The sequence below is a fragment of the Lysobacter concretionis Ko07 = DSM 16239 genome (genome assembly GCF_000768345.1).
Taxonomy (GTDB): domain Bacteria; phylum Pseudomonadota; class Gammaproteobacteria; order Xanthomonadales; family Xanthomonadaceae; genus Novilysobacter; species Novilysobacter concretionis.
The window spans coordinates 326,126-345,447 of sequence record NZ_AVPS01000001.1; the positions used below are offsets into that span (position 1 = coordinate 326,126).

The following is a 19,322-nucleotide window of genomic DNA, read 5'->3' on the forward strand; positions in this document are numbered from 1 at the left end:
GTCGGAACCCCGGCCGCGATGCGCTACGCTTCGCGGTTACCGAGGGCGGGCGATGACTGTGGACACGAACGAGCGCGAACTGGAAAGCGGCATCCATACCGACCTTTCGGGGCGGATGAGCTACGCGGGCTACCTGCAGCTGGATCGCTTGCTGAGCGCCCAGAACCCCTTGTCCAACCCGGTCCAGCACGACGAGCTGCTGTTCATCGTCCAGCACCAGGTGTCCGAGTTGTGGATGAAGCTGATGATCCACGAGCTCAAAGCGGCCATCGACTGGCTGCGCGCGGACGACGTGGGTGCCTGCCAGAAGAGTTTTTCCCGCTGCAAGCAGGTGCTGCGCCAGCTGACCGAGATGTGGTCGGTGCTGGAGACGCTGACGCCGTCGGACTACATGCGCTTCCGCGACATCCTCGGGCCGTCGTCGGGTTTCCAGTCGCTGCAGTACCGCGAGATGGAGTTCCTGCTCGGCAACAAGAACGCGGCGATGCTGCAGGTGTTCGCCCATGATCCGGCGGCCGAGGCGACCCTGCGCGCCGCGCTGGAAACCCCGAGCCTGTACGACGAGGCGCTGCGCTACCTGGGCCGCCAGGGCCACGCGGTGCCGGCGCACCTGCTGGAACGCGACTGGACCCGCACCCACGTGTCCGATCCCGGCCTGCTGCCGGTGTTCGAGCGCATCTACGAGGACCACGAATCGCACTGGCAGGCCTACCACCTGTGCGAGGACCTGGTCGACCTGGAGAGCCAGTTCCAGCTGTGGCGCTTCCGCCACATGCGCACGGTGCTGCGGATCATCGGCTTCAAGCGCGGCACCGGTGGTTCCAGCGGCGTGGGCTTCCTCAAGCAGGCGCTGGAACTGACGTTTTTCCCGGAGCTGTTCGAGGTGCGCACGCTGATCGGGCCGGGTGCCGATTACGGCAGCTGTCCGGCCGCGCCCGGCGCTTGATGTTGCGTCGCGGCAATCCTGGCGTTTGACGTTAGCGGGATGGCTCGGCCATCCTCGACCGGTTCCGGGCCCGTCGCTGGCCGGTCCGATGTCCTTCAATCCAATGCACACCAAGATAGGGGAACGCCGCATGAGCGGAGCCGCAGACACGACCCCGGGCGCAGTTCCGGAATTCAAGCAGGTGATGGGCCATCCACGGCCGTTGTGGATGTTGTTCATGACCGAGTTCTGGGAACGCTTCGCGTTCTACGGCATGCGCTGGGCGCTGGCGTTGTACATCGTGGCGCAGTTCTTCGGTGGCGATGCTTCCGGCGAGGCGCCGGCCAGCCGGCTGTATGGCGCGTACCTGGCGCTGGTGTACGCGGCGGCGTTGTTCGGCGGCTATGTGGCGGATCGCGTGATCGGCTACCAGCGTTCGATCCTGCTCGGCGCGGTGGTGATGGCGGCCGGCCTGTTCATGATCGTGATGCCCAACGAAACGGTGTTCAAGATCGGCCTGGCCACGGTGATCGCCGGCAACGGCCTGTTCAAGCCCAACATCTCGACCATGGTCGGCCAGTTGTACGCGACCGGCGATGAGCGCCGGGATTCCGGGTTCACCCTGTTCTACATGGGCATCAACGCCGGCGCCCTCATCGCACCGATCCTGACCGGCTATCTGGCGGAAAACATGTTCGGCGGCTCGTCGGAGATGCCGGCATACAAGGCGGTGTTCATCGCTTCTGGTATCGGCATGCTGATCAGCCTTGTGTGGTTCTGGCTCGGTCGCGCGCAGCTGCAAGGCATCGGCCGTCCGGTCGGCGGTGAAGGCCTCGGACGCCTGCTGCTGGTGGCGCTGGGCATACTGGTGGCGGTCCCGGCGATCTATTTCCTGCTGACCATCGACGCCAGCAGCCTGCAGGTGCTGCTGACCGCGCTGTTCGTGGTGCTGTGCGTGCTGATCCTGCGCGAAGGTTTTGCCGATGGCGCGGTCGCGCGCGACAAGGCCCTCGCGATGCTGATCATCTTCGCCTTCAACGTGCTGTTCTGGATGTTCTTCGAACAGGCCGGCAGCTCGTTCAACTTCCTCGCCCAGAACATCGTCGAGCGCGACTTCGGCGGCTGGACGTTCCCGGTGGGCTGGTTCCAGTCGGTCAACTCGCTGGCGATCATCACCCTGGCTCCGGTGGTCGCCTGGGGCTGGATCCGCATGGGCCGGGCCAATCCGTCGATTCCGCGCAAGTTCGGCCTTGGCATCATCTTCAACGGGTTGGCCTTCCTGCTGCTGATGTTCGCGCTGTCCAGCCTGGTCAGCGATGCCGGCAAGATCCCGTTCTGGACCCTGTTCATGGTGTACGTGATCCAGTCGGTGGGCGAGCTGTGCCTGTCGCCGATCGGGCTGTCGATGGTGACCAAGCTGGCGCCGGTGCGCCTGATCGGTTTCGGCATGGGCGGCTGGTTCCTGTCCACCGCGATCGGCAACAACCTGTCCGGCATTTTCGCCAGCAGTGTCAGCGGCGAGGGCGGCATGACGGTGGCCTCCGCGCAGGCGGGCTACACCTTCGGGTTCTGGGTGCTGATCGGTGCCGGCGTGCTGCTGTTCCTGATCGCTCCGTTGATCCAGAAGCTGATGCACGGCGTGAAGTAGTGCCGTCGATGGCCTGATCACGGCGGTGCAGTGATCGGGCTCCGGCAAAGAAAACGGCGACCATCAGGGTCGCCGTTTTCGTTTTGGGGCCCTGGTGTCCGATGACCGGGCGTCGCGGCGGCTTCGCGCGGATGCCGGCGGCGGTACGGTGGTTTTCCTACTGCGCGGCAGTCTCGATCTCCAGTGCATCGATCCGGTCAAGCAGCCCGAACAGCTGCCGGCGCTGGTCCGGATCGATGTCGCCGAACAGCCGCTGCTCGAACGCCAGCGCCATCGGCGCAACCTCGTCGTAGATCGCGTAGCCGTCCGCGCTGAGGCGCAGCACCGAGCGGCGGCGGTCGTCCTCGTGCAGGCTGCGCTCCAGCCATCCGGCCTCGATCATGCGGGCGACCGCGCGGCTGACGGCGACCTTGTCCATCGCGGTGCGCCGGGTGACCTCGTTGGCGGACACGTCCGGATAGCGGCCCAGCACCGCCATCACCCGCCATTCGGTCATCGCCAGCGAGAAACGGTCGGCGTAGATCTTCGCGATCGCGCTGCTGAGCCGGTTCGACAGCACCGACAGGCGGTAGGGCAGGAAGTGTTCGAGGTCGAGCTGGACGTGACCGGTCCGGGCTGGCTCGTTGCTCATGTTGCGCTGTGCCTTGCATATGGTTTCATGTGAAACTATAACCTTGTGGTCTTCCCTTTGTGTTTTCCGTCCGTTGCCGTCGATCCCGCCCGGGCCCGTCGGCCGGCAGGCCGGGCAGAAGCCGGGCCAGCCGCGGATATTTTCTTCGCCCCCGATTCCAGGAGTTCCCATGAGCGCACAGCCCAATCTCGGCATGCAGGTCACCACGTTTGAAAACCCGCTCGGCATCGACGGTTTCGAGTTCGTCGAATTCGCCGCGCCGGCCGGCCAGGGCGGGATGCTGCACGAGTACTTCCGCAAGATGGGGTTCACCGCGGTCAAGCGGCACAAGAGCCGTCCGATCACGCTGTACCGCCAGCGCGGCGTCAACTTCCTGGTCAACGAGGACCCGGACAGCTTCGCGGCCGACTTTGCCAAGGCGCACGGCCCCAGTGCGACCGGCTTCGCGATCCGCTTCAAGAAGCCCGCCGACGAGGTGTATGCCGCGGTGCTGGCCAATGGCGGCGAGGCGGTGGTCGACAAGGTCGACACCCGCGCCGTGGACGCGCCGGTGGTCAAGGGCATCGGCGACTGCATGCTGTATCTGGTCGACAGGTACGGCAGCAACGGCAGCATCTACGAGGATTTCGTGGCGGTGGAAGGCGCCGACCAGGACCCGGCCGGGTTCGGCCTGACCTTCATCGACCACCTGACCCACAACCTGTACTTCGGCAACATGCAGAAGTGGTCGGACTACTACGAGCGTCTGTTCAACTTCCGCGAGATCCGCTACTTCGACATCAAGGGCGCCAAGACCGGCCTGGTGTCGAAGGCGATGACCGCGCCGGACGGCATCGTGCGCATCCCGCTGAACGAGTCGAGCGATCCGAAGTCGCAGATCAACGAGTACCTCGACGCCTACAACGGCGAGGGCATCCAGCACATCGCCTGCTTCACCGACGACATCTACGAGACGGTCGAGAAGATGCGCGAGGCGGGCATCGAGTTCCTCGACACCCCCGACGCGTACTTCGAGGTGATCGACCAGCGCATCCCGAACCACGGCGAGGACGTGCCGCGCCTGGCGCGCAACAAGATCCTGATCGACGCCGATCCGGAGACCAAGCAGCGCAAGCTGCTGCAGATCTTCACCACCAACGCGATCGGGCCGATCTTCTTCGAGATCATCCAGCGCAAGGGCAATGAAGGTTTCGGCGAAGGCAATTTCCAGGCGCTGTTCGAGAGCATCGAGCGCGACCAGATGAAGCGCGGCGTGCTGTAAGCAAGGCTGCGCAGGGTGGGTCTCGACCCACCTTGCCGAGTTGTCCACACAGGGTCGGCGGGTAGAACGACCCTGTGTTGGTTGCGGTCGGACGTGGCTTCACGCTCGGTGGGTCGAGACCCACCCTACGGCGGTTCAAACTTGCTTGGCGGACATGCGATGAAATCAAACGGTTACCAATCGGGATTCGGCAACGAGTTCGCCACCGAGGCGCTGCCGGGCACCTTGCCGGTGGGGCGCAACTCGCCGCAGCAGGTTGCCCATGGCCTGTACGCGGAGCAGTTGACCGGCACCGCGTTCACCGCGCCGCGGCATGCGAACCGGCGCAGCTGGCTGTACCGGATCCGTCCGGCGGCGATGCACGGCCCGTTCGCCCCGTTTGACCAGCCGCGGCTGCACAACGACTTCCAGGCCGGGGCGGTGACGCCGGACCAGTTGCGTTGGGATCCGCTGCCGTTGGCCACGACGCCGACCGATTTCGTCGACGGCCTGTTCACCATGGCCGGCAACGGCTCGCCGCAGGCGCAGACCGGTATCGGCATCCACCTGTATGCGGCCAACCGGTCGATGCAGGGGCGGTTTTTCTACGACGCCGACGGCGAACTGCTGATCGTGCCGCAGCTGGGCCGGCTGCGCATCGCCACCGAGCTGGGGGTGCTGGAAATCGAGCCGCAGGAGATCGCGGTGATCCCGCGCGGCGTGCGCTTCCGCGTCGAACTGCTTGACGAGCAGGCCCGCGGCTACGTGTGCGAGAACTTCGGCGCGATGCTGCGGCTGCCCGATCTGGGGCCGATCGGCAGCAACGGGCTGGCCAACCCGCGCGACTTCCTGATTCCGCACGCGGCGTACGAGGACATCGATGCCGCGCCGGGCGAGAGCTTCGAGCTGATCGGCAAGTTCCAGGGCCACCTGTGGCGCGCCGACATCGGCCATTCGCCGCTGGACGTGGTCGGCTGGCACGGCAATTACGCGCCGTACAAATACGACCTGCGCCGGTTCAACACGATCGGTTCGATCAGCTACGACCATCCCGACCCGAGCATTTTCCTGGTGCTGCATTCGCCCAGCGACACGCCCGGCACCAGCAACATCGACTTCGCGATCTTCCCGCCGCGCTGGCTGGTGGCGCAGGACACGTTCCGGCCGCCGTGGTTCCACCGCAACATCGCCAGCGAGTTCATGGGCCTGATCCACGGCGCCTACGACGCCAAGGCGGAAGGCTTCGTGCCCGGCGGCAGTTCGCTGCACAACTCGATGACCGGCCACGGCCCGGACGCGGCGACCTTCGACAAGGCCAGCCACGCCGATCTGGCCAAGCCGGATGTGATCCGCGACACGATGGCCTTCATGTTCGAGACCCGCGGCGTGATCCGACCGACCACGCAGGCACTGGCGGCGACGCATCGCCAGCGCGACTACCAGGCGTGCTGGGCAGGTTTGCAGAAGCGCTTCAGCGGGTCCTGAAGCGGCGGCGGGCCCGCAACGGCGAGCCCGCGACGACAAGCGTGCGACCGCGAGCCAGTCCGGTCGGTCAGTGGTCCGCCCGGCTCGCAGCGCGATGCCCGCGGTGTTTCGCGCCCCATTCACGTCGCCCCGGTAGCCTGCCGTCATCGTTGACGGAGACCTGCCGATGAAGAATGCGCCGCCGGTGCCGACCGTGGTGTGCCTGCTTTCGAGCCTGCTGTTGGCCGTCCTGCTGGCGGCCTGCGGCGGTGATGGTGACACCGGCCCTGCGGCAACGTCGTCGACGGCCGCGATGCCGGAGCCGCAGCAAGGTCAATACTCCGACCAGCCCGATGAGGACGTGCCGCCGGCCACCGCGCCGCCGGGCAGTCTGGCGTCGGCGGATCTGTCCGCCGACCCGCCCGATCCGTTGCCCGGCGATGCGCACTTCGATGGCTACGGCCAGGCGATGTTCGGCATGGACGCCGACCAGGTGCGGTCGGTCTGGGTGGGCGGACTCGACGGCAACGCGGCCGAAGGCGAGGCGTGCTTCCACCTCAGTCCGGCCGGCCAGCCGGTCATCGCGGATTTCGCGCTGATGTTCGAGAACGGAAAGTTCGTGCGCTATTCGGTGGCCAGCGACGCGCTGGTCGCTCCGGGCGGTGGCCGCCGCGGCATGGATATCGCGCAGATCCAGCAGCTCTACCCGGGCCGGGTTGTCCAAAGCCCGCACAAATATGTCGAGGGCGGCCACTACCTGCGCATCCCCGATGACGGCGGCAGCAACGGGGTGCTGGTGTTCGAGACCGATGCCGACGGCACCGTGACCGAATGGCGGGTCGGGGTGCCGCCGCAGGTCGACTATGTCGAGGGCTGCAGCTGACGCGCTCGCCGGTGCGCCCGCGATGGTCCCTGTCGACCATCCGGCAACTGCGCTGATCGGGCATCATCCGGATTCATCGTTTTCGGGATTGCCGCCATGTTGGAAACCGTCGGTCTGTTCGTGCTCGGATTGGTGCTGCTGGCCTTGGGCGGCGACTCGATCATCAAGGGAGCGTCCGGCCTGGCGCGGCACTTCGGTCTGTCGCCTCTGGTCGCCGGGCTGTTGCTGGTGGCGTTCGGCACCTCGTTGCCGGAACTGGCGATCAACCTGCAGGCGATCGCACGCGGGCAATCCGAGCTGGCCCTGGGCAACGCGGTCGGCAGCAACATCGTCAACTTCGGCCTGACCCTGGGGGCCGCCGCGCTGGCCGCACCGCTGCTGGTGCAATGGCGGGCGTTGTCGCCGCTGCTGCTGTGCCTGATGGGCGGCACGGCAGTGACCATCGTGCTGGGGTGGGACGGGCGGCTGGGCCGGATCGACGGGTGGGTGATGCTCGCGGCGTTCTTCGCGGTGGTCGCGTTGGCGATCGTGCGCACCCGCGACGAGTCGGTCCAGCTGACGCAGCGCCTCGAGGCGTTCACCCATACCGGCAGCGACCTGGGGTTGAACCTGGTGCGGTTCGGTATCGCGGTGGTGCTGCTGTATTTCGGTTCGCGCTGGGTGGTCGGCAGCGCGCCGGCCATCGGTGAGCGATTTGGCCTGCTTCCGCTGATGACGGGCCTGCTGCCGGTGGCGATCGGCAGCGCCTTGCCGGAAGTGGCCGCGGCGGTGATGGCGGCGCGACGCGGACAGGGCGACATGGTGGTCGGCCACGTGATCGGTTCCAGCCTGTTCAACCTGCTGCTGATCGTCGGTGGCATGGCGGCCTGGAGCACATTGGCGCTGCCGGTCACGTTCGTGCGCTTCGAACTGCCGGCGAGCCTGGTGCTGGCGTTGATGCTGTATCCGATGCTGCGCGGCGACCTGGCGGTAAGCCGGCGCGAAGGCGGCATCCTGCTGGTGGCGTTCGTGGCCTGGGTCGGTTACGAGTTGTTGACGCTGGGCTGAGGGCGCCGGGCCTCAGTGGGTGTCGTTGGGCATCCCGTCCGGCCGCGGTGGCACGTGGGTGTCCTCGGGTTTTCCGGGCAGTTGCGGACGCTCGTCCATGTGCAGCGACAGCGCCGCTTTCGCCAGCAGGTTGGCGCTGATCGGGGCGGTGACCAGCAGGAACAGGGTGATCAGCAATTCGCGCGGCTGCGGATCGGTGCCGTTGAAGGCGTGGTAGCCGACCGATGCGGCCAACATGCAGCCCACGCCCAGCGTGCTGGCCTTGGTCGGCCCGTGCAGGCGTTTGAAGAACTCCGACAGCCGGATCAGGCTGAACGCGCCGACCAGGGTGAAGAAGCTGCCGATCACCAGCAGCGCGACCAGCAGCAGCTCGAACACGATGTGGACCGCGGCGCTCATTCGACGATGTCCCGGCGCAGGATGTACTTGCACAGCACCACGGTGCTGACGAAGCCGAGCATCGCGATGATCAGGGCCGCCTCGAAATACACCGCGGTCTGCAGGTACATGCCGAACAGCACCAGTTGCGCGATCGCGGTCACGCTGAGGGTGTCCAGGGCGAGGATCCGGTCGGGCACGGTCGGCCCGCGCAGCAGACGCCACAACGCGAGCAGCATCGCCACGCCCACCACGCACATCGCGCCGACCACGGCCGCACCGAGCAGGCTGGTGCCGAAGATCTGGATCTGGCTCACGGGAAAATCTCCATCAGCGGTACTTCATAGCGGCGCTTGATGTCGGCGATCAACGCGTCCGCATCCTTCAGGTTGAGCACGTGGACCAGCAGGTACTTGCGATCCTCCGACAGCGCGGCGGTGACCGTGCCCGGGGTCAGGGTGATGAAGCTGGTCAGCGTGGCGATGCCGTGGATGTTGGCGATCTCCAGCGGCAGCCAGATGAAGCCGGGAGTGATGCGGGTCTCCCGGCCGAGCACCAGCCGCGCCACTTCGATGTTGCACATCACCACATCCCACAACAGGATGCCGAGCATTTTCGGCACCAGCCGCAGCCGGCCGATGCGGGCGAACTCGCGGTCCAGGCGGGCGGCGAACAGCGGGATCACCAGCCCCAGCAAGACCGCGAACAGCCATTGCAGGAGACTCAGGTCGGCCACCATCACCATCCAGAACGCGATGACGGTCAGGGTCAGCGGCAACGACGGCAGCCAGCGCTTCAAGCCCGTGGTTTTGTTGCTCGTGCCATTGGTACTCATGGCGCCCTCCGGTCCGGCAGCGTTGCGCGCAGCTGCTCGATGTAGTCGCCCGGGGCCATCAGCTGCGCGCCGGCGGCCTGGGTGTAGCCGATGATCGGCCCCGCGGCCAGGCTCATCGCAATACCGTAACCGAGCAACAAGGCGATGGCCGCGCTTTCCAGCGGGCGGGTCGCGTGCCTGGGCCGGGCGGGCGCGATGCCAGGCGCCGCAACCGCGACCGGCGGCTCGCCGGCTGCCTGCAGCATCGCCGGGGTGCGCCAGAACACCCGGCTGCCGGCGCGGGTCAGGCCGACGATCACCATCAGGCTGCTGATCAGGATGGCGCTCCAGACCCACGCCACATCGGCCGCCGGGACGGCCTGCAGCAGGGCGAGCTTGCCGATGAAGCCCGACAGCGGCGGGATGCCGGCGACCGACATCGCGGCGACGAGGTACATCACCGCGACCAGCCCGCGTGCGGGCAGCGGCGCAAGCAGTTCGGTGAAGTCGCCGGCATCGCCGCGGCTGCGGCGGACGAAATCGGCGATCAGGAAGATCGCGGCGGCCACGAACGTGCTGTGGGCGAGGTAATACAGGCCCGCGCCGATGGTGTCGGGCTGGCGCAGGCCGAACGCGATCAACAGCGTCGCCGCCGACACCAGCACCAGGTAGGCGGCCAGCATCCGCAGCCGCGAGGCGGCGAGCACGCCCAGTGCCGCCAGCGCCAGCGTCGCCACCGCGGCCGGCAGCAGCCAGCTCCAGCCATAGCCGGCCAGCGCGCCGGCCGGCTCGCCGAGCAGCAGCGCGCCGATCCTCAGGATCGCGTAGATGCCGACCTTGGTCATCACCACGAACAGCGCGGCCACCGCCGCCGGCGCGCGGGTGTAGGTTTCCGGCAGCCACAGATACAGCGGCAGCAGCGCGGCCTTGGCGCAGAACACCACCAACAGCAGGCCGATGGTGGCCTTCACCATCATCAGGTCGTGGGCCGGCAACTGCGCGATCCGTGCCGCCAGCTCGGCCATGTTGAGCGTGCCCAGCAGGCCGTACAGCAGCCCCAGCGCAATCAGGAACAAGGTCGATGCGGCCACGTTGAAGGCGACGTAGTGCAGGCCCGCCGCCATCCGCACGCCGCGGCCGCCGCTGAGCATCAACCCGTAGGAGGCGATCAGCAGGACTTCGAAGAACACGAACAGGTTGAAGACGTCGCCGGTCAGGAACGCGCCGTTGAGGCCGACCAGCTGGAACTGGAACAGCGCATGGAAATGCGGTGCGCGCCGGTCCCAGCCCGAGCAGGCGTGCAGCAGGCAGGCGACCGCGAGCAGGCCGGTGACCAGCACCATCAGCGCCGACAGTCGGTCCACCATCAGCGCGATGCCGAGCCGGGCCGGCCAGTCGCCGAGCAGGTAGACCAGGATCTGGCCTTCGCCGGCGCGCATCACCAGCGCGACTGCCGCCGCCAGCGTGGCCAGCATCGACACCCACGCCACCGAGCGCTGCACCGTGGTGCCGATCCGGCGGTGCTCGACGAACAGCGAAGCGGCCGCGCCCAGCAGCGGGATCAGGACCGGCAGGATCGCCAGATGGTTCATCGCGCATCCCTGGTGGTGGCGGGCGGGGCCGGTTTCGGCGCCTCGCGGCCGTCGACGTGGTCGGTGTCGTTGTCGGCGCGGCTGCGCATCGCCAGCACGATGGTCACCGCGGTCATAGCGAACGCGATCACGATCGCGGTCAGCACCAGCGCCTGCGGCAGCGGATCGGTGTAGCCGGCCAGCGTGGCGGCCACGTCATCGCGCAGCACCGGCGGTTTGCCGACCACCGGCCGGCCGCCGGAGAAGATCAGCAGGTTGGTCGCGTACGACAGCAGGGTCAGGCCGAGGATCACGTCGAAACTGCGCGCGCGCAGCATCAGGTACACCGCGGCGGCGACCAGGATGCCGATGGCGCTGGCAATGGCGATTTCCATCATGCGACCTCCCCGGTGGCGGCCGAGCGCTGGTCCAGATCGATCGTGCCGCGGTGGGCGACCATCTTCTTGGACGGCTTCAACGTGCCCATCATCGACAGCATCAGCATCGTGCTGCCGAACACCACCAGGTACACCCCGACATCGAACGCGGCCGCGCTGGCCAGCCCGATCGTGCCCAGCCACGGCAGCGCCAGGTCGTGGTGGCCGCTGGTCAGGAACGGCAGGCCGAACAGCATCGACGCGGCGCCGCTGAGCGCGGCGATCACCAGTCCGGTGCCGATGAGACGGATGTAGTCGAAGCCGAACCGCGATTCCACCGAGTTGGCGCCCTGGATCACGTACTGCACCAGCAGCGGGACCGCCAGCGTCAGGCCCGCGATGAAGCCGCCGCCGGGCGCGTTGTGGCCGCGCAGGAACAGGAAGATCGACACCACCAGCGTCAGCGGGAACATCACCTGGGCCAGATCCGCCGGTACCGGCAGTTTCACCGGTGGGCCCGGCATGACCTTTTCCGGCGCGGTGCGCGCGCGCCGCAGCATCGCGTGCACCACCAGTCCGGCGATGCCGTACACGGTGATCTCGCCGAAGGTGTCGAAGCCACGGAAGTCGACCAGGATCACGTTGACCACGTTCGCGCCGAACGCCTCCGGCAGCGAGCGCGCCAGCAGCTCGCCGGCGATGGTGTCGGCCGGGCGGGTCATCATCGCCCACGCCAGCGCGCCCACGCCGCCGCCGGCAACGATCGCGATCACGGCATCCCGGCTGCGGCGCAGGCCGGAGCGCTCGCGCGGCGAGTCCTTCGGCAGGTAATGCAGGCCCAGCAGCATCAGCGACAGGGTGACGGTCTCCACCAGCAACTGGGTCAGCGCCAGATCGGGCGCCGACAGGGCGACGAAGGTCAGGCTCACCGCCAGCCCGGTGCCGCCCATCGCGATCAGCGCAAGCAGGCGGGTGCGATGCAGCGACAGGGCCGCCAGCGTGCAGCCGACCATCACCAGCCACAGCACCCAGGCCATCAGCGGCATCGGCTGGGCGATCCGGGCCGGTGCCGCCGCCTCGCCCCAGCCGGCCACGAACGGCGCCGCGCCGACCGCGATCGCCACCAGCACCAGCGCCAGCATGCTGCGCTGCACGCTGTCGTTGGCCAGCAGGTGGGTGAAGCGGCGGGCAAGGTGGAACAGCGCTTCGATGTTGAGCCGGAACAGGCGCCGGCCGAGCGAACGGCGCACGTTGGCGTGCAGGTCGATCAGCCGGCGCAGGCCGAAGTACAGCAGCACGCCGCCGACCACCCCGCCCAGGCTCATCGCCAGCGGCAGGTTGAAACCGTGCCACACCGCCAGGCTGTAATCGGGCACGTTGTCGCCCAGCACGCCATGGGCGGCGGTCGCGAGCATCGGCGCGATCGTCCATTGCGGCGCGATGCCGACCGCGACGCAGGTCACGGCCAGGATCGCGACCGGCACCTGCATGAAGCGCGGCGGCTCGTGGATCTCCTGATCAACGGCGCGCGGGCCCTTGCCGAAGAAGCTCTCGTGCACGAAGCGCAGGCTGTAGGCGACCCCGAACACCGCGAACAGGAACGCCGCTACCGGAACCCCCAGCCGGGCGAGGTCGTGGCCCTGGATCTCCAGCGCCTGGGCGAAGAACATTTCCTTGGACAGGAAACCGTTGAGCAGCGGAATGCCGGCCATCGCCAGCGAGGCGATGATCGCCAGCGCGCTGGTGTAGGGCAGATAGCGGCGCAGGTTGCCGAGCCGGCGCATGTCGCGGGTGCCGGTCTCGTGGTCGATGATGCCGGCGGCCATGAACAACGAGGCCTTGAAGGTGGCGTGGTTGAGGATGTGGAACAGCGCGGCGACCACCGCGAACGGCGTCGACAAGCCGAACAACAGGGTGATCAGGCCCAGATGGGAGATCGTCGAATACGCCAGCAGGCCTTTCAGGTCGTGCTGGAAGATCGCGTTCCAGGCGCCGACCAGCATCGTCAGCGCACCGATCCCGCTGACCACGTAGAAGAACAGGTCGGTGCCGGCCAGTACCGGATGCAGTCGCGCCAGCAGGAACACCCCGGCTTTGACCATCGTCGCCGAGTGCAGATAGGCCGACACCGGCGTCGGCGCGGCCATCGCGTGGGGCAGCCAGAACTGGAACGGGAACTGCGCGCTCTTGGTGAACACGCCGCCCAGCACCAGCGCCAGCAACCACGGATACAGCGCATGCGCGCGGATCGTCTCGCCCGCGACCAATACGACATCCAGCTCGTAGCTGCCGACGATGTGGCCGATCATGACGATGCCGGCGAGCAGCGCCAGACCACCGCCGGCGGTGATCGTCAGCGCCATCCGCGCCCCTTCGCGCGCGTCCTGGCGCTGCGACCAGAAGCCGATCAGCAGGAACGAACTGATCGAGGTCAGCTCCCAGAACACCGCCAGCAGCAGCAGGTTGCCGGCCAGCACCATGCCCAGCATCGAGCCCATGAACAGCAGCAGGTAACAGAAAAACCGCCGCGCCTTCTCGTGCGCGCCGAGGTAGTAGTGCGAGTACATCACCACCAGCCCGCCGATCCCCAACACCATCGCGGCGAACATCCACGCCAAGCCGTCCAGCCGCAGCGAAAACGCCAGCCCCAGCTGCGGAATCCACGGCACGCTCCAGCGCACGATCCCGCCGGCGACCAGCTGCGGGGTCAACGCGACCAGCATCAGCATGCCCAGCAGCGGTGCCAGGCCGGCCAGCCACGCCGTGGTACGGCGGCTCGCGCCGCGGCTGGCCATCACCAGGGCGGCGAACACGAACGGCAGGGCTAGCACGATTGGCAGCAAAGGGAGTCCTGGCGGTGGGGCGGCGGGCGCCGACGAAGCAAAGTGACGCCGGCGGAGGACGGCCGATTCTAACCGAGGCGTCCGGCCGGCACGCTTGACCGATGCGGCTGACTGACGGGCAGGGGCATGCGTCCTGCGGGTCATGTCCGATCGGGTCGACCGGCTGCGTCCGGCCCGGAATCCGCCATCGTCGCGTCGGCTGCGATCCATCGGGCCTCGAAAGACGGAGCCGCCGATCGCGCCGCGGCGAAAAGTCCGGGTCTGGAAATCGGGGCCGAAGTCCGGCCGCCGCATCGGCCTGTCCCCGCCGCTGGTTATGCTGTTGCGCTACCGGCAATACGGAACGACTCCATGCGCGACACCCCGCTGCGCGATGCCCTGGTGTTCGGCGGCACCGGCCAGATCGGTCGCGCGGTGCTCGCGCGGCTGCCGGCTGACCGCTGGCGGGTCACCGCGGTTTCGCGCCAAAAGCCGGTCGACGGCGATGGCAATCGCGCTGATGGCGGGATCCGCTGGCTGCAGGGCGAGCTGGATGCGCCGCCGCCACTGCCGGAACGCGTCGATGCGGTGTTCAGTTGCGGTCCGCTGGACGGGTTCGCGCGCTGGTATGCCGACACCGGACTCCAGGCCGCGCGCGTGGTGGCGTTTGGTTCGACCAGCGTGGACACCAAGCAAGGCTCGACCGATCCGGCCGAGCGCGACCTCGCCGGGCGTCTGGCGCAGGCCGAGCAGCGGATATTCGACCGTGCGGTCGCGCGCGGCACGGCGGCGACCGTACTGCGGCCCACGCTCGTCTATGGCGTGGGTCGCGACGCCAGCCTCACCCGCATCGCGACGCTGGCCCGGCGCTGGGGCCGGTTCCCGTTGCCCCGCGGCGCGAGCGGCCTGCGCCAACCGGTGCACGTCGATGATCTGGCCGCTGCAGCGCTCGGCTGCCTGGATCGGCCCTCCACATACGGTCGCGCCTACGCGCTGCCCGGTGGCGAAACGCTCGCCTATCGGGACATGGTGGCGCGTGTGCTGGCCGCCCTGCAGCCACCGGCGAAGCTGATGGAGCTTCCTGCTCCGTTGTTCCACTTGATGCTGGGCGCGGCGCGGATCAGTGGCCGCGCCGGCGGACTGGGTGCGGCGGTCGCGCGCATGCGGGCGGACCTGGTGTTCGATGCCGCCCCGGCGCAACACGATTTCAACTACCGGCCGCGTCGGTTCCAGCCGACTGCAGTGATGTTCGATACCCTGGATTCCGGCAATCCCTGACGGCAGGTGCGCTCCGTTTGCATGGCTGGTCATGCAGATACGGCGGCCGGTTGGCGCTTCAATCTGGCGAGCCATGAGCGATCACCCCACTCGCTGGTGAGCCATTGTCGGCTGGCCTCCGGAGCCGTCCCATGGCAGGCTGCGTGACTTCGGCAAGGAAGGCCGTCGTCCGCACAGGGAGTCAGTGCCATGGCAAGAAACGTGATCGTGGTCGGCGACCCGACCAGCAGTGGCGGCACGGTGGTCACCGGCACGCCCTTCACCGATATCGACGGCCACGCCGTGGCGCGGATCGGCGACCAGGCCACCTGTCCAAAACATCAGGGCACGTTTCCGATCGCCACGGGTGACCCCACGGTAATCATTGACAGCCAGCCGGCGGCCCGCCACGGCGACAAGCTGGCCTGCGGCTGCAGCCTGCTGTCGGCGCGGCAGCTCCGGGTGTTCCTCGACGAAGGCGGGGTTGGCGGCGCGGCCGGGACGCTATTCGGTACGCCACCCGGCATGGAGCAGGCGGAGACACCGGTGGCCCCAGCCGCCTTCAGCGATACGCCAGCGGATCCGGCGGATCAGGTAGAACCAACGCCGGCGGCGGTAACGCTGCGGATCGGCGTGTTCTTCGACGGCACCAACAACAACGCCGCCAACACCGCGCTGGGCGAGCAATGCCGGGCCTCCACCGGTGAGGCGCTGGGTCAGGACGTCGAGGAGCAGGCGGCAATCGCCGCGCACTGCAAGCCCTACATGGCCCGCGACGGCAGCAGCTACGACAACGGCATGACCAATGTGGCTCGGTTGTATGAGTTGTATCAGGACAGCGTGGCCCAAGACCCTTATGGAGACGCAAGAGAGTATCCGCTGCGTGTGTATGTCGATGGCATCGGGACCACAGCGGGCGAGCCGGACAGCGTGGTGTCGCAAGGTTTGGGCGGTGGCAAAAGTGGTGTGCTTTCACGAGTGGAAGATGTATTCCGGCAGTTGCTTCCAAAGCAGGTAGACGGTCTATTAGCGAAATTCCCCGATCTTCAAGTCAGGGCCGTCGAGTTCGATGTGTTTGGGTTTTCTCGCGGCGCAGCCGCCGCCCGCCACTTCGTGCACGAGGTCAACCGCAAGGGGCATGGTCCGCTGGGCCAGGCGCTGCTGGGCAACGTGCGCTATGCGCCCGGATTCGAGTTCGTGGCCGGCGTTCAAGTGGGCTTCGTCGGACTGTTCGACTCGGTGGCCGCGATCGGCAGCCTGGCCGACGGACTGGACGTGCGCGATCACCGCCAGGGCGGCGTCCGGACGGCGCTGCCGGCCGGCAGCGCACGCGAGGTAGTGCACCTGACCGCACGCGACGAGCGCCGGGCCAATTTCCTGCTCACCAGCGTGAGTCCGCCGTACCGCGACATCGCCTTGCCCGGCGTGCACTCGGACATCGGCGGCGGCTACCACCGCGACCACGAAGGCCCGTTGCTGCTGTCCAAGCCGGTGGGATTCGATGAGCCCCATGCCGGACTGGTGCCGGGCCAGGTGCCGGACAACGCCCGGATCGAACGCAGTCGCGCCCATGTTCTTGCCATGGCTGAAGCGGATCGTTGGCGCGAGCAACTGGGCCTGGGCGAAACCGAAGTACGGGTGGATGCCTGGCACTTGTGGCAAACCCGCCGCCGGGCCGGGAGCTCCAGTACGCAGCCCGACCGCGTGCTGCGCATCTATGCCGCTGTGGTGCTGGAGCGGGCGCTGGACTGGCGTTATCAGCTGATTCCACTGCGGCTGATGCACAAGCTCGCGAAGGAAGCCGGCGTGCCTTTGAAGCCGATCCCGGACGATCCGGTGTTCATGTTGCCAGCCACTCTTGGATCCATTGCAGACAAACTGATTGCCGGGAAGTCCTTGAACGAAAGCGAAGAAGCCCTACTGCGCCGCAAGTATCTGCACCAGTCCGCACACTGGAACTTCGCCCTGGGTCAGAGGCTCGGCCCCGGCCCGGTATCGCTGGATCTCGTGTATGTGAGTCGGCCGGACCCGAGCGGCCGGCGCGGCATTCTGCCCAATCAATGAGGCTTGCGATGAAACGATGGTTTTTGTTGTTGATCGCCCTGCTGTTGGCCGGCTGCGCCACGGGAAGCATGGGTGCCACCAAGGCGCGACTGCCTTATGACGCGTGGTACCTGGGTTTTTCCGCCCCTCCCTATATGGAAGTGTGGGTGGAAACCGTCGACGTGGAGGATGTGCAGGGACGGATTTTTACTCGTGCAGGGGCGGGTACTGCATCTGTCGGATATGCAGGAGCACCGCATGGGTGGGAGAACATGCTTGGCGGATTGGGTCGTCAAGTGACAGGTGCAGACTTGCCCAAGCGCATCTATGTACGTTGGCAATCGCTGGTAGAGCCGCAGACTTACCGGGTGATCGTAGAGATTCCCGAACATGCCCGTCAGCTGATGCTGAGCAAGACCGAGTCGCGCTCACTGCCAGGTAAATTTGATTATCAGGAGGCAGTTGCCATTGGGCTGGCCCCCGGAGGGTGGGTGAAAGTCTGGGTGCGAAGTCCCAGTGGCTTGCCTGCTGAAGTGCTGTGCCAACAGGCCGAGGTGGAGCCGAAGGGGCCATCGCAAGGACAGACAGAAGGCCGCTATGCCTATTCGTCCGAGAAACTCGAGCCAGAAACACAGCAATACCTGAAGACCCATCCGATCCCCTACGACTCCTGGAAGTGTCCGGGTACACCTTGACCGGCAGACGAAGTTCTGACGCATCACCGGCGGCCAATCCAGGCACAGGCACCTCGCCCTCGGCCAAAAGCCCGGGCCGGCTCCGGTGTCGCTGGATCTGGTATGCGTGAGCCGCCTCGGACCCGAGCAGCCGACGCAGCATTCTGCCCAATCAATGATGAGGCTTGTGATGAAACGATGGCTTTTGTTGTTGACCGCCCTGTTGCTGGCCGGCTGCGCCACGGGAAGCATGGGCGCCATCAAGGCGCCACTGCCTTATGACGCGTGGTACCTCGGCTTTTCCGCTCCACCCTATATGGAAGTGTGGGTGGAAACTGCTGACGTGGAGGACATGACGGGACGGATTTTTACCCGCGCCGGATCAGGAACAGTCTCTATCGGGTACGCAGGTGATCCCGCCCAATGGCAGGCTCCACGCTCAATGGGTGCAGGAAAATATGTCGCGGGAGCCGACCTTCCGCGTCGGATTTATGTGCGTTGGCAATCGCTGGTAGAGCCGCAGACCTACCGGGTAATTCTGGAAATTCCGGAGTCCGCACGTGAGTTGATGCGTACGAAGACGGAATCGCGTGCAATCCCGGGAAAATGGGACTACCAGAACGTCGTCGCCATTGGCTTGCTTCCAGGAGGGGCAATCAAAGTCATGGTGAGAAGCCCGGGTGGGCTTCCCATTGAAGTGCTGTGCCAACAGGCCGAGGTGGAGCCGAAGGGGCCATCACAAGGACTGACGGGAGGTCGTTACGCCTATTCGTTCGAGAAGCTTGAATTGAAAACACAGCAGTACCTGAAGACACGCGCGATCCCCTACGACTCCTGGAAGTGTCCAGGCAGGCCTTGATCGGGTACGAAGTTTTGCCGCATCACAAGTGGGTGCACCAGTCCGCGCACTGGAACTTCGCCCTCGGCCAAAAGCCCGGTCCCGGTCCGGTGTCGCTGGATCTGGTGTACGTAAGCCGCCCGGATCCGACCGGACAGCGCGGCATTTTGCCCAATCAATGAAGAGGCTTGCGATGAAACGATGGTTTTTGTTGCTGACCGCCCTGTTGCTTGCCGGTTGCGCCATCGGGAGCATGGGTACCACCAAGGCGCGATTGCCTTATGACACTTGGCGGCTTGGATTTTCTGCCCCCCCCCTACATGTCAGTTTGGGTAGAAACGGCAGACGTAGAGGATGTGACGGGGCGCATTTTCCATCGTGCCGGATCCGGAACGGTCTCTATGGGTTACATAGGCGATCCAGTGGAATGGCAAGGCCCCCGAACTTGGGGGGCAGGCAAGTATGTCACCGGCGCTGATTTGCCAAAGCGCATCTATGTGCGCTGGCAATCGTTGGTGGAGCCCCAGACCTATCGGGCAATTCTCGAAATCCCGGAGGAAGCCCGGGAGTTGATGCTGACCAGAACGGAGTCACGCGTTGTTCCGGGAAGTTCTGATTACCGCAAGGCTATTGTGATCGGCCTAGCGCCGGGAGGCATCGTGAGGGTCAGGGTGACAGGGCCGGTTGGCCAACCCGTAGATGTGCTGTGC

Annotated in this window: 17 protein-coding genes and 1 pseudogene; 11 read left to right on the forward strand and 7 right to left on the reverse strand. The window is 66.6% G+C overall.

The window, feature by feature from the left end; all coding sequences use genetic code 11:
• The first annotated feature begins 52 nt into the window (after window positions 1-52).
• Both N792_RS01325 and N792_RS01330 read left to right on the forward strand, forming a co-directional pair.
• A complete protein-coding gene (locus N792_RS01325; protein ID WP_036191736.1) occupies window positions 53-946 on the forward strand; it encodes a tryptophan 2,3-dioxygenase in 894 nt (297 codons plus the stop codon).
• A gap of 130 nt (window positions 947-1,076) precedes the next feature.
• Window positions 1,077-2,573 carry a peptide MFS transporter gene (locus tag N792_RS01330; protein ID WP_036191737.1) on the forward strand — a complete coding sequence of 499 codons (1,497 nt, stop codon included), beginning with the start codon at window positions 1,077-1,079 and terminating at the stop codon, window positions 2,571-2,573.
• A gap of 157 nt (window positions 2,574-2,730) precedes the next feature.
• Here N792_RS01330 and N792_RS01335 read toward each other — a convergent pair whose 3' ends face one another.
• Window positions 2,731-3,204 (reverse strand): MarR family winged helix-turn-helix transcriptional regulator, encoded by a 474-nt coding sequence (locus N792_RS01335; protein WP_036191739.1) that lies wholly within the window; start codon window positions 3,202-3,204, stop codon window positions 2,731-2,733.
• Between the two features lie 169 nt (window positions 3,205-3,373).
• Between N792_RS01335 and hppD the strand changes: the two genes are divergently transcribed.
• From hppD to N792_RS01355, 4 genes are all read left to right on the forward strand, one after another.
• Window positions 3,374-4,465, forward strand: coding sequence for a 4-hydroxyphenylpyruvate dioxygenase (hppD, locus tag N792_RS01340; protein WP_036191741.1), 1,092 nt, complete (start codon window positions 3,374-3,376; stop codon window positions 4,463-4,465).
• Between the two features lie 159 nt (window positions 4,466-4,624).
• On the forward strand, window positions 4,625-5,929 hold the full coding sequence (hmgA, locus tag N792_RS01345) for a homogentisate 1,2-dioxygenase (protein WP_036191743.1): 1,305 nt from the start codon (window positions 4,625-4,627) through the stop codon (window positions 5,927-5,929).
• A gap of 166 nt (window positions 5,930-6,095) precedes the next feature.
• A complete protein-coding gene (locus N792_RS01350) occupies window positions 6,096-6,791 on the forward strand; it encodes a hypothetical protein (RefSeq protein ID WP_052103241.1) in 696 nt (231 codons plus the stop codon).
• A gap of 96 nt (window positions 6,792-6,887) precedes the next feature.
• Window positions 6,888-7,838, forward strand: coding sequence for a sodium:calcium antiporter (locus tag N792_RS01355; RefSeq protein ID WP_036191745.1), 951 nt, complete (start codon window positions 6,888-6,890; stop codon window positions 7,836-7,838).
• Between the two features lie 12 nt (window positions 7,839-7,850).
• Here N792_RS01355 and N792_RS01360 read toward each other — a convergent pair whose 3' ends face one another.
• From N792_RS01360 to N792_RS01385, 6 genes are read right to left on the reverse strand one after another with little or no spacing between them, the layout of a single operon-like run.
• Complete coding sequence (locus N792_RS01360) at window positions 7,851-8,237, reverse strand: Na+/H+ antiporter subunit G (protein WP_052103242.1); 387 nt, start codon at window positions 8,235-8,237, stop codon at window positions 7,851-7,853.
• Entirely contained in the window at window positions 8,234-8,476 is a 243-nt protein-coding gene (locus tag N792_RS01365) for a K+/H+ antiporter subunit F (protein ID WP_052103309.1), read from the reverse strand. The genes N792_RS01360 and N792_RS01365 overlap by 4 nt, the downstream gene beginning before the upstream one ends.
• Window positions 8,477-8,529: 53 nt before the next feature.
• Window positions 8,530-9,051: a Na+/H+ antiporter subunit E gene (locus N792_RS01370; RefSeq protein WP_052103243.1), complete on the reverse strand. Its 522-nt coding sequence runs from the start codon at window positions 9,049-9,051 to the stop codon at window positions 8,530-8,532.
• On the reverse strand, window positions 9,048-10,622 hold the full coding sequence (locus N792_RS01375; protein WP_036191747.1) for a monovalent cation/H+ antiporter subunit D: 1,575 nt from the start codon (window positions 10,620-10,622) through the stop codon (window positions 9,048-9,050). The genes N792_RS01370 and N792_RS01375 overlap by 4 nt, the downstream gene beginning before the upstream one ends.
• Window positions 10,619-10,996: a Na+/H+ antiporter subunit C gene (locus N792_RS01380; protein ID WP_036192330.1), complete on the reverse strand. Its 378-nt coding sequence runs from the start codon at window positions 10,994-10,996 to the stop codon at window positions 10,619-10,621. Before N792_RS01380 ends, N792_RS01375 begins: the two co-directional genes overlap by 4 nt.
• Window positions 10,996-13,818, reverse strand: a complete 2,823-nt coding sequence (locus N792_RS01385; RefSeq protein WP_036192332.1) for a monovalent cation/H+ antiporter subunit A — start codon at window positions 13,816-13,818, stop codon at window positions 10,996-10,998. Before N792_RS01385 ends, N792_RS01380 begins: the two co-directional genes overlap by 1 nt.
• Window positions 13,819-14,172: 354 nt before the next feature.
• Here N792_RS01385 and N792_RS01390 point away from each other — a divergent pair, with 354 nt between their 5' ends.
• The 5 genes and pseudogenes from N792_RS01390 to N792_RS14335 all read left to right on the forward strand — a co-directional run.
• Entirely contained in the window at window positions 14,173-15,078 is a 906-nt protein-coding gene (locus tag N792_RS01390; RefSeq protein WP_052103244.1) for an SDR family oxidoreductase, read from the forward strand.
• 189 nt (window positions 15,079-15,267) lie between these two features.
• Window positions 15,268-17,121 (forward strand): PAAR domain-containing protein, encoded by a 1,854-nt coding sequence (locus tag N792_RS01395; RefSeq protein WP_084105269.1) that lies wholly within the window; start codon window positions 15,268-15,270, stop codon window positions 17,119-17,121.
• 8 nt (window positions 17,122-17,129) lie between these two features.
• Complete coding sequence (locus N792_RS13640; RefSeq protein ID WP_084105298.1) at window positions 17,130-17,795, forward strand: DUF2931 family protein; 666 nt, start codon at window positions 17,130-17,132, stop codon at window positions 17,793-17,795.
• Window positions 17,796-17,964: 169 nt separating this feature from the next.
• Window positions 17,965-18,633, forward strand: coding sequence for a DUF2931 family protein (locus N792_RS13645; protein ID WP_084105299.1), 669 nt, complete (start codon window positions 17,965-17,967; stop codon window positions 18,631-18,633).
• A gap of 299 nt (window positions 18,634-18,932) precedes the next feature.
• Window positions 18,933-19,247 (forward strand): annotated as a pseudogene (locus N792_RS14335) (DUF2931 family protein); the annotation flags it as partial.
• Window positions 19,248-19,322 lie beyond the last annotated feature (75 nt).